Source organism: Streptomyces sp. JJ38 (genome assembly GCF_019303475.1).
Classification (GTDB): domain Bacteria; phylum Actinomycetota; class Actinomycetes; order Streptomycetales; family Streptomycetaceae; genus Streptomyces.
The window spans coordinates 62,684-75,636 of record NZ_JABLSI010000009.1 but is presented as its reverse complement, the minus strand read 5'-3'; the positions used below and the strand labels follow the sequence as shown (position 1 = coordinate 75,636).

Below are 12,953 nucleotides of genomic sequence, written 5' to 3'. Positions count from 1 at the left end.
ACGCCGCGGGTTCATCCTCGCAGATCGAGCGACGCCTTCGATCCGTCGCGTGCGGGCGCACCGCCCACTCAGGGGGTGCGCACCGGCACGCGGTGGGGCCGTCAGTGCACGCAGCCGTGCGCCGTCGCCTCCTCCGCCTGGCGGCGCAGCGCCCGCACCGCGGCGGCCGGGTCCTCGGCGCCGTAGACGGCCGAGCCCGCGACGAAGACGTCCGCCCCCGCCTCGGCGCAGCGCTCGATCGTCGACGCCGACACACCGCCGTCGACCTGGAGCCACAGCTGCAGACCGTGCTGGTCGATGAGCTGCCGGGTGCGGCGGATCTTGGGCAGCATGATGTCCAGGAACGCCTGCCCGCCGAAACCGGGCTCGACCGTCATGACGAGCAGCATGTCCAGTTCGGGCAGCAGGTCCTCGTACGGCTCGATCGGCGTGGCGGGCTTGAGCGCCATCGAGGCGCGGGCCCCCTTCGCCCGGATCTCCCGGGCCAGCCGCACCGGGGCGGCGGCGGCCTCGGCGTGGAAGGTGACCGAGCCCGCGCCCGCCTCCACGTACTGCGGTGCCCAGCGGTCCGGGTCCTCGATCATGAGGTGGCAGTCCAGCGGCGTGCCGGTGGCCTTGCTCAGCGACTCGACGATCGGCACACCGAGGGTCAGGTTGGGGACGAAGTGGCCGTCCATGACGTCCACGTGGAGCCAGTCGGCGCCCTCGACGGCCGCGGCCTCGTCGGCGAGCCGCGCGAAGTCGGCGGACAGGATGCTGGGGTTGATCTGAGCCATGGCCCCAGTATGGCGCTCGGTGTGCGACGGTGATCAGCCAGCCGTGCGCAGCAGGGCGAGGTACATCGCGTCGGTGCCGTGCCGGTGCGGCCACAGCTGGACGTCAGGCCCCTCCCCCAGCGCCGGGACGCCCGGCAGCAGCGGGCGGGCGTCGATCCACTCGACGCCCTCGCCCTGCGGGCCGCGCAGGACGTCCTCGACGACCGCGCGGGTCTCGGCGAGGTGCGGAGAGCAGGTCGCGTACCCGACGACGCCGCCGGGGCGGGCCGCGGCCAGCGCCTCGCGGAGCAGGGCGCGCTGGAGCGTAGCGAACCCCTCCACGTCCTCGGGGCGGCGGCGCCAGCGGGCCTCGGGACGCCGACGCAGCGCACCGAGCCCGGTACAGGGGACGTCGACCAGGACGCGGTCGAAGCTGCCGGGCCGCCAGGGCGGGCGGGTGCCGTCGGCGGTGACCACCTGGTACGGGCCCGGGTTGCCGTCCAGCGCGCGGGCCACCAGACGGGCCCGGTGCTGCTGCTTCTCGGCGGCGACCAGAGCCGCGCCGCGCTCGGCGGCCAGCGCGCCGAGGAGCGCCGCCTTGCCACCCGGCCCGGCGCAGCCGTCCAGCCAGCGCAGGTCGTCGCCCGCCATCGGTGCGCCTGCCAGGGCCAGGGCGACGAGCTGGCTGCCCTCGTCCTGCACGCCCGCCCGGCCCTCCCGGACCGGCTCCAGCGCGCCGGGCTCCCCGCCCTCGGTGAGCCGCACGGCGTACGGCGACCAGCGGCCGGGCTCGGCTCCCGGGCCGTCCGGTCCGTCGTAGCCGAGCAGCTCCTCGACGGTGGCCCGGCCGGGGCGTGCGACGAGGGTGACCTCGGGGCGCTCGTTGTCGGCCGCCAGCAGCTCCGCGAGCTCGGCCAGCCGGGCACGCCCGGCGTCCGGGCCGCCCAGGGCGTCCCACAGGGCGGAGACGATCCACCGGGGGTGGGAGTGGACGAGGGAGAGGTGCTCGACCGGGTCCTCGTCCAGCGGCGGGGCGATCCGCTCCAGCCAGCCGTCCAGGTCGTGGGCGGCGACCCTGCGCAGCACCGCGTTCACGAAGCGGGCCCGTCCGTCGCCCACCACGTGGCGGGCGAGTTCCACGCTGGCGCTGACGGCGGCGTGCGGCGGGGTCCGGGTGCCCAGGAGCTGGTGGGCGCCGAGGGAGAGGACGTCCAGCACCGGCGGGTCGACGTCCCGTAGCGGCCGGTCCACGCAGGCGGCGATGACGGCGTCGTAGGTGCCCTGGCGGCGCAGGGTGCCGTAGACGAGCTCGGTGGCGAAGGCGGCGTCCCGCGCGTCGAAGCCGCCGGCGGCGCGGGCCTTGCGCAGCAGCGGCGGCAGCACCAGGTTCGCGTAGGCGTCCCGCTCGTCCACCGCGCGCAGCGCCTCGAAGGCCAGGACCCGCACCGGGTCCCTGCGCGGGCGGCGCTGTTGCTGCTGCGGACGCGGACGACGACGGCGGGACGGGTCACTCACGTGGGGTGTGCTCCGGGAGGCTGGAAGGCTCGGGACAACTCGGAAAACGGCTCGGTCAGCGAAACCCCCAGCTTACGCGCCCGCCCCGGGCCCCCGTCCCGCCCCGGGAGGTCGGCGCACGGGCCCGGAGCCGGGCTGGCCGTCAGACCTCGTGTTGCGGACCCGAGCCGTTCGATCGTCCGGCTGTCAGCCGTCCAGACGCTCTCCGGGGGCGACGCGGACACCGCGCGCCCAGTCAGCGGCACGCATCGGCTTCTTGCCCTGCGGCTGCACCCAGACCAGCTCCACGGCGTGCGATCCGGTGCCCACGTGCACGCTCTTCTTCCCCGCCCGCACCTCGCCGGGGGCCAGGTCACCGACCTCCGGGGCGGGGGCCGCCTGCACGAGCTTGAGCCGCTCCCCGCGGAAGAGGGTCCAGGCTCCCGGCGCGGGGGCGCAGCCGCGCACCACACGGTCCACCCGCAGGGCGGGCGCCGTCCAGTCGATCCGGGCGTCCGCCACGTTGATCTTGGGTGCGTGGCTGACGCCCTCGGCGGGCTGCGGCACGGCGTGCAGGCTGCCGTCCTCGATGCCGTCCATCGTCGCGACGAGCAGCCCGGCCCCGGCCAGCGCGAGCCGGGTGAGCAGGTCGCCGCTGGTGTCGGTGGGGCGGATCTCCTCGGTGACGACGCCGAAGACCGGCCCGGAGTCGAGGCCCTCCTCGATCCGGAAGGTGCTGGCCCCGGTCAGTTCGTCGCCCGCGAGCACGGCGTGCTGGACGGGGGCTGCGCCGCGCCAGGCGGGCAGCAGCGAGAAGTGCAGGTTCACCCAGCCGTGCGCCGGGATGTCGAGCGCCGACCTGGGCAGCAGCGCGCCGTAGGCCACGACGGGACAGCAGTCGGGAGCGATCTCCCGCAGCCGCTCCTGGAACTGCGGGTCGCGGGGGTGGGCGGGCCGCAGGATCTCGATGCCCTCCTCCTCGGCCCGCTCGGCCACGGGGCTCGCGACCAGGCGCCGCCCGCGCCCGGCCGGCGCGTCGGGCCGGGTGACGACAGCGGCGACCTCGTGGCGCTCGGCGGCGAGCAGGGCGTCCAGGGCGGGCACGGCGACCTCGGGGGTGCCGGCGAAGACGAGCTTCATCGGGTGCGGACTACCTCTCCGGGCTGCGCCCTGACGGACCTGACGCGCTCCAGCGCGTCCTCGAACGGCGCCTCAGTCTACGGCTGGTGACGGACCGTGGCCCGGCGGGGCGTGCCCGCGGGGTGCGCGCCCCGCGGTGTCCTCGGCACGCCCCGGCCGTGACCACAGCCCCGGTACGGCGTTGGTCAAGGCGATGTGACCGTAGGGGGCGCTGGACGGCCGGTCGTTCAGCGGTCCTTTCCACGCCGGTTCGAGAGGCTTGTCCATGGCCGACCACGCAACCCACGACGCCCAGGCACGCGCCAGCCTGCACCTCCTGGTACGGGACATCGAGCGGGTCCGCCGGCAGGTGGACGCGCTGCGTACCCTCACCGCCCAGCTCGGGAACGTGTACCGCCCCCGCCGCACCGGCCCGTCGGCCGGTTTCGTCGTCTACGGGCGGGCGCCGGCCCCCACGGTGCGGCTGGCCCAGGAGCTGCGCGAGAGCGTGGAAAGCCTGGTGACGGCGGCCGTCGAGTTCGACCGCTCGCTGGGGTTCTCCTGGGACGCGGTGGGTTCGGCGCTCGGCGTGACCAAACAGGCGGTGCACCGCCGTTACGGGGGCTCCCGGCGGGCGGCCGAGGGGGCGACGGCCGCGACCGCCGGTGACCGCTCCGCCGCGGCCGTCACGGCGGGAACCGAGGTCGTCGGCCCGGGCGCTGAGGGCGGCGCCGGGGTGACGCCCTCCGTTCCGGCGGCCCGCGGCGTGCCGGCCGCGGCACCCCGGCCCGGCGTCTTCCCCGGCCCGCGCAACGGCTGAGCCGGCGCCCGGGCCGCACCCGCCCAGGGCGGCTTTCAGCCGAGGTCGGCGGGGTCGACGAGGATGCGCACCGGGGGCCCTTCCCGCCGACTGAGCCGGGCGGCCTGGGCCTGCTTGAGGGCGGCGGCCAGCTCCGCGCCCCGGCCCGGGGGTACCCGTACCAGGGCCCGCTCCCACTCCTCGCCCGGCGGTGCGTCACCGGTGCGGCGGGGCATCCCCGGCTCGCGGCGGGGCAGCGGCACCGGGCCGAGGACCTCGGCGTCGGCGGGCAGCGGTGCGCTCGCGAGGAGCGCGGCGACGCCGTCGGGCAGGCCGGTGACCGAGGCCATCCGGGAGACGGGCGGATAGCCCAGTTCGGCGCGGTCGGCCAGCTCACGGGCGGCATGGCCCTCCGGATCCCACCGCACGAGCGCCTGCACCGGCCGCAGGGTGGGCTCGGCGACGGCGACGACGGTGCCGCCCTCGCGCTGCGGGCGCACGAGCGCGGCGGCGGCGAGCCAGCGGCGCAGCGCCTCCTCCTCCGCGCGCAGGTCGGCGCGGCCCAGGAGCGCCCAGCCGTCCAGCAGGAGCGCGGCGGCGTAACCGGAACCCTCGGCGACGGGTTCGGCTCCGGGCGTGCTGACGACCAGCGCGGGACGGTCGGGCACGGTGTCGAGCACGTGGTCCCGCCCGGAGGTCCGTACCGGCAGCCCCTGGAAGGCCCGGCCCAGCTCCTCGGCCGTGCGCCGCGCCCCGACCACGCTGGCCCGCAGCCGGGCGCCACCGCAGGCGGGGCACCGCCAGTGCGGGGCGCCCCGGCCGCACCAGCCGCAGCGCAGTTCCTCGGCCGCGCCGGGGGCCGTCACGGGACCCTGGCAGTGCGGGCAGCGCGCCGGCTCGCGGCAGCGCTCGCAGGCCAGCCGCGGCACGTATCCCCGGCGCGGGACCTGGACGAGTACGGGTCCGTGGCGCAGGGCCTCCCGTGCGACGCGCCAGGCGAGGCTGGGGAGGCGGGCGGTGCGGGCACCGGCGTCCTCCGCCTCGTCGAACTCCCCGACCGTGCGGATCAGCGGAGCCGCCGCACGCACGGTGTCCCGGCGCGCGGCCAGCGGGTAGGCCCAGCCGGTGTCGACGAGGCGCTCGGCCTCGACCGTCCGGGCGTGGCCGCCCACCAGCAGCGCCGTGCGCTCGTGGGCGGCGCGCAGCATCAGCACGTCGCGGGCGTGCGGCTGGGGCGCGCGCTCGTCCCGCAGGGCCTGGTCGCCGTCGTCCCAGACGGCGACCAGGCCCAGGTCGTGGACGGGGGCGAACATCGCGGCCCGGGTGCCGACGACGATGCGGGCATGGCCCCGGCTGACGGCGAGCCAGCGGCGGTAGCGGGCCTCCGGCCCGGCCTCGGCGGTGAGGAGGACGTGCGGGACGGGGCCCGCCGCGGCGGTGCCCGCGTCCCGGCCGAGGGCCGTCAGCGCGCTGTCGACGCGGGCGGCGGCGCGGCCGTCGGGCAGGACGGCGAGGGCCCCGCGGCCCGAGGCGGCGGTGGCCAGGAGGGCGCGGGCGAGCTCGCCGGGCCAGGCGGGGCCCGGCAGCGCCGTCCACACCGTCCGGGGCGTGCCGCCGCCCGCGAGGGCGCGCAGGAAGGCGGGGCCGTCGGGGTACCGGGCCCAGGTGTCCGGCTCGGGGGCCTCGGGGCGGGGCGGCGGGCCGGACGGCGGGGGCGGGGCCGAGCGCTCGGCCTGGGCCCGCCGGGGCGGGACGGCGAGCTGGACGACGTCCGCGAGGGCCCCGGCGTAGCGGTCGGCCACGGAACGGCACAGGGTCAGGAGGGCGGGGGTGAGCACCGGTTCCGGGGAGAGCACCTGGGCGATGGGGGCCAGCGTGCCGGGGTAGTCGCTGTCGGCGCGGCGTTCCACGATGAAGCCGTTCAGCAGCTTGCCGCCCTCGCGGCGGCCTTCCCGCTCCCCGGCGCCGAAGCGGACCCGCACCCGCACGCCGGGCCGCGCCTCGGCGTCCATGGCGGCGGGCACGGCGTAGTCGAAGTAGCGGTCGAGGTGGACGAGCCCCTTGTCGACGAGGACGCGGGCTACGGGCAGCCGCTCGGCGAGGGCCGCGCCCCGCCAGGTGCGGGGGCGCGCCCGGGGCGGCTTGTGCTTCCGTACCGTCTCGCGGATGAGGGCGAGCTGCTCGGCGGGCGGCCGGCTCGGGCCGCCGCCCGCCTCCCTGCCCTCGTCACCGCTGCTCACGCCCCCAGTCTTAGCAGACGGCTCGGACAGCCCCTGGTCCGCGGGAGGCGGCCGCGGGTCCGCCCGGCGTGGGCAACGCCGCAGGCCCGGCCCGCTCGGTGGCGGGCCGGGCCTGCGGCGTTGCGTGGTGTGCGACGCGCGGTGCGCGCGTCAGCGGCCGACGGCCTTGCGCAGCTCCTCGACGCGGTCGGTGCGCTCCCAGGTGAAGGCGTCCTCGTCGCGGCCGAAGTGGCCGTAGGCCGCCGTCTGGGCGTAGATCGGCCGCAGCAGGTCGAGGTCGCGGATGATGGCGGCCGGGCGGAGGTCGAAGACCTCGGTGATGGCCTCCTCGATCCTGGCGACGTCCACCGTGGCGGTGCCGAAGGTCTCCACGAACAGGCCGACCGGCTCCGCCTTGCCGATCGCGTAGGCGACCTGGACCTCACAGCGGGCGGCCAGCCCCGCCGCGACCACGTTCTTGGCGACCCAGCGCGTCGCGTAGGCGGCCGAGCGGTCCACCTTGGACGGGTCCTTGCCGGAGAAGGCACCGCCGCCGTGCCGGGCCATGCCGCCGTAGGTGTCGATGATGATCTTCCGGCCGGTCAGCCCGGCGTCGCCCATCGGGCCGCCGATCTCGAACCGCCCCGTCGGGTTGACGAGCAGCCGGTAGCCCTCGGTGTCGAGCTTGATGCCCTCGTCGACGAGCTGGCCGAGGACGTGGTCCACGACGAACTCGCGGATGTCGGGGGCGAGCAGCGAGTCCAGGTCGATGTCGGAGGCGTGCTGGCTGGAGACGACGATCGTGTCCAGGCGCACGGGCTTGTCACCGTCGTACTCGACGGTGACCTGCGTCTTGCCGTCGGGCCGCAGGTAGGGGATGGTGCCGTTCTTGCGGACCTCGGTCAGCCGCCGGGAGAGCCGGTGCGCGAGCGTGATCGGCAGCGGCATCAGCTCCGGGGTCTCGTCGGAGGCGTAGCCGAACATCAGGCCCTGGTCGCCGGCGCCCTGCCGGTCCAGCTCGTCGTCGTCGCCTTCCACCCGGTTCTCATAGGCGGTGTCGACACCCTGGGCGATGTCCGGGGACTGTGCGCCGATGGACACCGAGACGCCGCAGGAGGCGCCGTCGAAGCCCTTCTTGGAGGAGTCGTAGCCGATCTCCAGGATCTTCTCCCGCACGAGGGAGGCGATCGGGGCGTAGGCCTTGGTGGTGACCTCTCCGGCGACGTGCACCTGGCCGGTGGTGATGAGCGTCTCGACGGCCACGCGGGAGGTGGGGTCCTCCTTCAGGAGGGCGTCGAGGATGGTGTCGCTGACCTGGTCAGCGATCTTGTCAGGGTGGCCCTCGGTCACGGACTCCGAGGTGAACAGGCGGCGGGACACATCGCTCCCTGGGGTTGCAGCGGCTGCTGGCTGATCGTTGGCGGACCGATCGGGGAGCTGCGCCCTGAAGGGTCCGCCGACAGTTTATCCGCAGGTCCTAGTGGAGTGGTCAAGGTGTCTCACCCACTGAGTTGTCCGCATCACGCGGCGAAGGGCCCCGGAAGCTCACGCTCCGGCCGCGCCGAGGCGCGGCGCGACCAGGTCCCAGACGGTGTGGGCCAGGGCCTCCTTGGGCCCGTACGGCACCGGTACGGGCTCGCCGTCCGTGCTGAGGATCACCGCCTCGTTGTCCGGTGAGCCGAAGGTCTTCTCCTCGCCGACCTCGTTGACGACGAGCAGGTCACAGCCTTTTCTGGCCAGCTTGGCCCGGCCCGCGGCCAGGACGTCGTCCGTCTCGGCGGCGAACCCGACGACGGTCTGGCCGGGGCGGGGGCGCTCGGCGGACAGCTCGGCGAGGATGTCCGGGTTGCGCACGAGCGCGACCGGTTCGGGCTCCTGGCCCTCGCGCTTCTTGATCTTGCCGGTCGCGTACGCGGCGGGCCGGAAGTCCGCGACGGCGGCGGCCATGACGACGGCGTCGGCGTCGGAGGCGGCCTTGAGGACGGCCTCGCGGAGCTGCAGAGCCGTCCCGGCGCGCACGACGGTGACGCCGGCCGGGTCCGGCAGCGCGGTGTTGGCGGCGACGAGGGTGACGCGGGCCCCGCGAGCCGCGGCCGTCGCCGCCAGGGCGTACCCCTGGCGGCCCGAGGAGCGGTTGCCGAGGAAACGGACGGGGTCGAGGGGCTCGCGGGTGCCGCCGGCGCTGACGACGACGTGCCGTCCGGTGAGGTCCGGCTTCCGCACGCCGCGGGCGAGCACCTCGCGGCAGACCGCGAAGACGTCCTCGGGCTCGGGCAGCCGCCCCTTGCCCGTGTCGGCCCCGGTGAGCCGGCCGACGGCGGGCTCGATCACCACGGCCCCGCGGCGGCGGAGGGTGGCCACGTTCTCCCGGGTCGCCGGGTGCTCCCACATCTCGGTGTGCATCGCGGGCGCGAAGACGACGGGGCAGCGGGCGGTGAGCAGGGTGTTGGTGAGCAGATCGTTCGCGAGCCCGTGGGCGGCCTTGGCGAGGGTGTCGGCGGTCGCGGGGGCGACGACGACGAGGTCGGCCTCCCGGCCGATGCGCACGTGCGGTACCTCGTGGACGCTCTCCCACACCTCGGTGGCGACGGGGCGGCCGGAGAGGGCCGCCCAGGTCGCCTCGCCGACGAAGTGCAGGGCGGAGGCGGTGGGCACGACCTGGACGTCGTGTCCCGACTCGGTGAACCGCCGCAGCAGCTCGCAGGCCTTGTAGGCGGCGATCCCACCGCTCACGCCGAGGACCACCGTGGGCTTGTCCGTCATCTGAAGCCGTTCCGCCTCTGCTCGGGAAGGATGTGTCCGACAAGAGTGTGCCGAGAAGGGTCAGGGCCCGTCGACGCACCTCAGGCCCGGCAGCCGCGCTGCCGGGCCTGAGGTCTCGCGTTCACCGGGCCGGGGTCAGCTCGCGGACTCCACGGCCTCGGAGGTCAGCAGACCGGCGTTGATCTCGCGGAGTGCGATCGACAGCGGCTTCTCGTGGACGTGGGTGTCCACGAGGGGGCCGACGTACTCCAGGAGGCCCTCACCGAGCTGCGAGTAGTACGCGTTGATCTGGCGGGCACGCTTGGCCGCGTAGATCACCAGGCTGTACTTCGAGTCAGTGGCCTCGAGCAGCTCGTCAATCGGCGGATTGATGATGCCCTCGGGCGTCGCGATGGAAGAGGACACGCTCTGCCTTCCGGAGTGGATGAGACGTTCGTCGATCGGGCGGCCCGGGGGCCGGGCGGCGCCTGATCAGGGCGGATGATCGGGGGCGAACCGAGACGGTGGCCGCTCGGCGATCTCGTCGGGCTCGCCGGGCTCGTCGGGCCTGCTGGACCCGTCGGGCCGACCGGGCCCGTCGCGTACCGCCCCAGGTCATCAGAGCAAGGCTAGCAGTTCCGCGGCCACGTCCTCGACGGAGGTGTTGACCAGCGTCACGTCGAACTCCGGCTCGGCCGCCAGTTCGGTGCGGGCGGCGCTCAGCCGGCGCTCGATCACCTCGGGCGCCTCCGTGCCCCGGCCCGTCAGCCGTCGCACCAGCTCGTCCCAGCTCGGCGGAGCCAGGAAGACGAGCTGGGCCTCGGGCATCGACGAGCGCACCAGCCGGGCGCCCTGGAGGTCGATCTCCAGGAGCACCGGCTCGCCGGCCTCCAGCTTCTCCAGCACCGCGCGGCGCGGGGTGCCGTACCGGTTGCCGGCGAACTCGGCCCACTCCAGCAGCTCGCCGTTGGCGACGAGCTTGTCGAACTCCTCGTCGTCGACGAAGAAGTAGTGCACGCCGTGCTGCTCGCCAGGCCTCGGCCTGCGGGTGGTCGCCGAGACCGAGAGCCACACCTCGGGGTGCACGGTGCGCAGATGGGCCACGACCGTGCTCTTGCCGACCCCGGAGGGGCCGGAGAGCACGGTCAGCCGCGGGTGTCTTTCCGGGGGCGCCGGGGTTTCCCCCCGGGAGACGGGAGTAGTCATGCAGCGATTATCCCGGTTTCCGGAAGTGCCCGGGCCACGGGGGCGGTCTCACCGCGGAATCCGCACCCGATGGCGTCACCCGGTCAGGTGTTGGCGCCGAACTCTCGCTCGAGCGCGGCGATCTGGTTGGAGCCGAGACCGCGGACCCGGCGGCTCTCGGAGATGCCGAGCCGCTCCATGATCTGGCGGGCCCGGACCTTGCCGACGCCGGGCAGGGACTCCAGAAGGGCGCTGACCTTCATCTTGCCGATCACGTCGTTCTTCTGGCCCTGCTCGATGACGTCGTGCAGGGAGGCACCCGAGTGCTTGAGCCGGTTCTTGACCTCGGCGCGCTCCCGGCGAGCCGCGGCGGCCTTCTCAAGCGCGGCTGCGCGCTGTTCAGGGGTAAGGGGCGGAAGAGCCACGCCTTCGTCACCTCGGATATCGAACTGGTCGGATATGGATCGCTGAGGAACCTAGTAGCCCCACCTGGGCGGGGCAACGAGCAACGCGCCTGTTCACGCCGCTCTGATCGGAGACTAGCCCCCCGCGGCGCCACAGTCAGCGAGAACAGCGGAAAAGTCCTGGTCAGACTCAAGCCGAACAGGACTTTTCCGGACATTACTCAACGGTAGTGCCGAACGGGCGCCGTCGCGGGGCCGCACTCAGCCCAGAACCGCCACCAGCGCGTCCGTCTCCGCCTGTACGGCGGCACGCAGCGCGGCGGCCTCCGGACCGTGCCGCAGCACCCCGCGGCTGACCGTCGGGAGCACGTTGCGCAGCGCGTCCCCGAACACCCTGGGCAGATCCTTCGGGCCGGCGCCCTGGGCGCCGAGGCCCGGGGCCAGCAGGGGGCCGTTGACGGCCAGCTCGGCCTTCGCCTCCCCGAGCGTGGCGCCCACCACCGCCCCGAACGAGCCGAGCGGCTCGGCTCCGGCGTTCTCGGCCGCGAGGTGGTCGAGCACGACCTGCGCCACCGTCCGGCCGTCCGCGGCCGTCGCGCGCTGCACCTCGGGGCCCTCGGGGTTGGAGGTCAGGGCGAGGACGAAGACCCCGGCTCCGTTGGCGCGGGCGGTGTCCAGGGCGGGGCGCAGCGAGCCGAAGCCGAGGTAGGGGCTCAGCGTCACGGCGTCCGAGAACAGCGGGCTGCGGCGGTCCAGGTAGGCCGCGGCGTAGGCGGCCATCGTCGAGCCGATGTCGCCGCGCTTGGCGTCCATGAGCACCAGCGCCCCGGCTGAGCGGGCGTCCGCGAGCGCCTGCTCCAGGACGGCGACGCCGCGGGAGCCGAAGCGCTCGAAGAAGGCGGACTGCGGCTTGAAGACGGCCACCCGGTCGGCGAGGGCGTCCACGACGGTGCGGGTGAAGCGCTCCAGCCCGGCGACGTCGTCGGCCAGGCCCCACTGCTCCAGCAGCGCGGCGTGCGGGTCGATGCCCACGCACAAGGGGCCGCGCTCGTCCATGGCGCGGCGCAGCCGGACGCCGAAGGACTCGCCGGGCGCGGTGGTCGGGGTGACGGTCACGGGGCCTCCGGCCTGCGGGTGTCGGCACCGACGGCGTCGGCGAGGGTCTGATACGGGCTCGCGGCCAGCCGCTCGGCGAGGCCCTGGTGGATGCGCCGGGGCCACAGCGGACCCTCGTAGACGAAGGCGCTGTAGCCCTGGACCAGGGTGGCGCCGGCCAGGATGCGCTCCCAGGCGTCGTCGGCGGTCTCGATGCCGCCGACGCCGACGAGGGTCAGCCGGTCGCCGACGCGGGCGTACAGCCGGCGCAGGACCTCCAGCGAGCGCTCCTTGAGCGGGGCCCCGGACAGGCCGCCGGCCTCCTCCGTCAGCCGCTCGGGCGAGGTGAGACCGAGGCCCTCGCGGGCGATGGTGGTGTTGGTGGCGATGATCCCGTCCAGGCCCAGCTCGACGGCGAGGTCCGCGACGGCGTCGACGTCGGCGTCGGCCAGGTCGGGGGCGATCTTGACCAGCAGGGGCACGCGCCGTCCCGTCGTCACCCGGTCGGCGGCCTCGCGTACGGCGGTGAGCAGCGGCCTGAGCTGCTCGGTGGCCTGGAGGTTCCGCAGCCCCGGGGTGTTGGGCGAGGAGACGTTGACGACGAGGTAACCCGCGTAGGGCGCCAGGCGCTCGGTCGAGGTGACGTAGTCGGCGACGGCCTCCTCCTCGGGGACGACCTTCGTCTTGCCGATGTTGACGCCGACCAGCGCGCGGAACGGGGGCCGGGTGGCGGCCCGGGCGGCCAGCCGCTCGGCCACGGCCGCGGAGCCCTCGTTGTTGAAGCCCATGCGGTTGATCAGGGCGCGGTCGGGGACCAGCCGGAACAGCCGCCGGGGCGGATTGCCCGGCTGCGGCTCGGCCGTGACGGTGCCGATCTCCACGTGGTCGAAGCCGAGCATCGTCAGCCCGTCGATGCCGACGGCGTTCTTGTCGAAGCCCGCGGCCAGACCGAACGGCCCGTGCATGCGGCGGCCGAGGGCCACCAGCCGCAGCGAGCGGTGGCGCGGGGCGAGGATGGCCGCGGCGAAGGTCCGGAGAACCGGGACGCGGGCCAGGGCCCGGATCCAGCCGAAGGCGAGGTGGTGGGCCTTCTCGGGGTCCAGACGGCGGAAGAGGAGGTGGAACATCAGGCGGTACATGC

General features: G+C 75.1%; 12 protein-coding genes. 1 reads left to right on the top strand and 11 read right to left on the bottom strand.

What is annotated here, in order from left to right:
- Positions 1-101 precede the first annotated feature (101 nt).
- The 3 genes from rpe to fmt form a co-directional block, all read right to left on the bottom strand.
- Entirely contained in the window at positions 102-776 is a 675-nt protein-coding gene (gene rpe / locus HPT28_RS06935) for a ribulose-phosphate 3-epimerase (protein WP_219090049.1), read from the bottom strand.
- Positions 777-809: 33 nt separating this feature from the next.
- A complete protein-coding gene (locus tag HPT28_RS06930) occupies positions 810-2,270 on the bottom strand; it encodes an RsmB/NOP family class I SAM-dependent RNA methyltransferase (RefSeq protein ID WP_219090048.1) in 1,461 nt (486 codons plus the stop codon).
- A gap of 186 nt (positions 2,271-2,456) precedes the next feature.
- The gene (gene fmt / locus HPT28_RS06925) at positions 2,457-3,389 is read right to left on the bottom strand and encodes a methionyl-tRNA formyltransferase (RefSeq protein WP_219090047.1); all 933 of its coding nucleotides are present in this window, start codon (positions 3,387-3,389) and stop codon (positions 2,457-2,459) included.
- A gap of 265 nt (positions 3,390-3,654) precedes the next feature.
- Between fmt and HPT28_RS06920 the strand changes: the two genes are divergently transcribed.
- Positions 3,655-4,188, top strand: a complete 534-nt coding sequence (locus tag HPT28_RS06920) for a hypothetical protein (protein ID WP_219090046.1) — start codon at positions 3,655-3,657, stop codon at positions 4,186-4,188.
- A 35-nt stretch (positions 4,189-4,223) separates the two neighbouring features.
- Here HPT28_RS06920 and HPT28_RS06915 read toward each other — a convergent pair whose 3' ends face one another.
- The 8 genes from HPT28_RS06915 to HPT28_RS06880 all read right to left on the bottom strand — a co-directional run bounded on the left by HPT28_RS06915 (position 4,224) and on the right by HPT28_RS06880 (position 12,951).
- Positions 4,224-6,407, bottom strand: coding sequence for a primosomal protein N' (locus HPT28_RS06915; RefSeq protein WP_219090045.1), 2,184 nt, complete (start codon positions 6,405-6,407; stop codon positions 4,224-4,226).
- Between the two features lie 150 nt (positions 6,408-6,557).
- Positions 6,558-7,766 carry a methionine adenosyltransferase gene (metK, locus tag HPT28_RS06910; protein WP_219090044.1) on the bottom strand — a complete coding sequence of 403 codons (1,209 nt, stop codon included), beginning with the start codon at positions 7,764-7,766 and terminating at the stop codon, positions 6,558-6,560.
- Between the two features lie 165 nt (positions 7,767-7,931).
- Entirely contained in the window at positions 7,932-9,149 is a 1,218-nt protein-coding gene (coaBC, locus tag HPT28_RS06905) for a bifunctional phosphopantothenoylcysteine decarboxylase/phosphopantothenate--cysteine ligase CoaBC (RefSeq protein ID WP_219090043.1), read from the bottom strand.
- 135 nt (positions 9,150-9,284) lie between these two features.
- A complete protein-coding gene (gene rpoZ / locus HPT28_RS06900) occupies positions 9,285-9,554 on the bottom strand; it encodes a DNA-directed RNA polymerase subunit omega (protein ID WP_219090042.1) in 270 nt (89 codons plus the stop codon).
- Positions 9,555-9,746: 192 nt separating this feature from the next.
- Positions 9,747-10,334 carry a guanylate kinase gene (gene gmk, locus HPT28_RS06895; RefSeq protein ID WP_219090041.1) on the bottom strand — a complete coding sequence of 196 codons (588 nt, stop codon included), beginning with the start codon at positions 10,332-10,334 and terminating at the stop codon, positions 9,747-9,749.
- Positions 10,335-10,417: 83 nt separating this feature from the next.
- On the bottom strand, positions 10,418-10,738 hold the full coding sequence (locus tag HPT28_RS06890) for an integration host factor, actinobacterial type (protein WP_219090040.1): 321 nt from the start codon (positions 10,736-10,738) through the stop codon (positions 10,418-10,420).
- A 240-nt stretch (positions 10,739-10,978) separates the two neighbouring features.
- Positions 10,979-11,833: an orotidine-5'-phosphate decarboxylase gene (gene pyrF, locus HPT28_RS06885; protein WP_308119114.1), complete on the bottom strand. Its 855-nt coding sequence runs from the start codon at positions 11,831-11,833 to the stop codon at positions 10,979-10,981.
- Positions 11,830-12,951, bottom strand: a complete 1,122-nt coding sequence (locus tag HPT28_RS06880) for a quinone-dependent dihydroorotate dehydrogenase (RefSeq protein WP_219090039.1) — start codon at positions 12,949-12,951, stop codon at positions 11,830-11,832. The genes pyrF and HPT28_RS06880 overlap by 4 nt, the downstream gene beginning before the upstream one ends.
- Positions 12,952-12,953: the final 2 nt, after the last annotated feature.

Excerpts from the sequence above, each read along its gene's own strand:
- rpe (WP_219090049.1), bottom strand. The coding sequence starts at position 776 with ATGGCTCAGATCAACCCCAGCATCCTGTCCGCCGACTTCGCGCGGCTC.
- fmt (WP_219090047.1), bottom strand. The coding sequence starts at position 3,389 with ATGAAGCTCGTCTTCGCCGGCACCCCCGAGGTCGCCGTGCCCGCCCTG.
- HPT28_RS06920 (WP_219090046.1), top strand. The coding sequence starts at position 3,655 with ATGGCCGACCACGCAACCCACGACGCCCAGGCACGCGCCAGCCTGCAC.
- coaBC (WP_219090043.1), bottom strand. The coding sequence starts at position 9,149 with ATGACGGACAAGCCCACGGTGGTCCTCGGCGTGAGCGGTGGGATCGCC.
- gmk (WP_219090041.1), bottom strand. The coding sequence starts at position 10,334 with ATGACTACTCCCGTCTCCCGGGGGGAAACCCCGGCGCCCCCGGAAAGA.
- HPT28_RS06880 (WP_219090039.1), bottom strand. The coding sequence starts at position 12,951 with ATGTACCGCCTGATGTTCCACCTCCTCTTCCGCCGTCTGGACCCCGAG.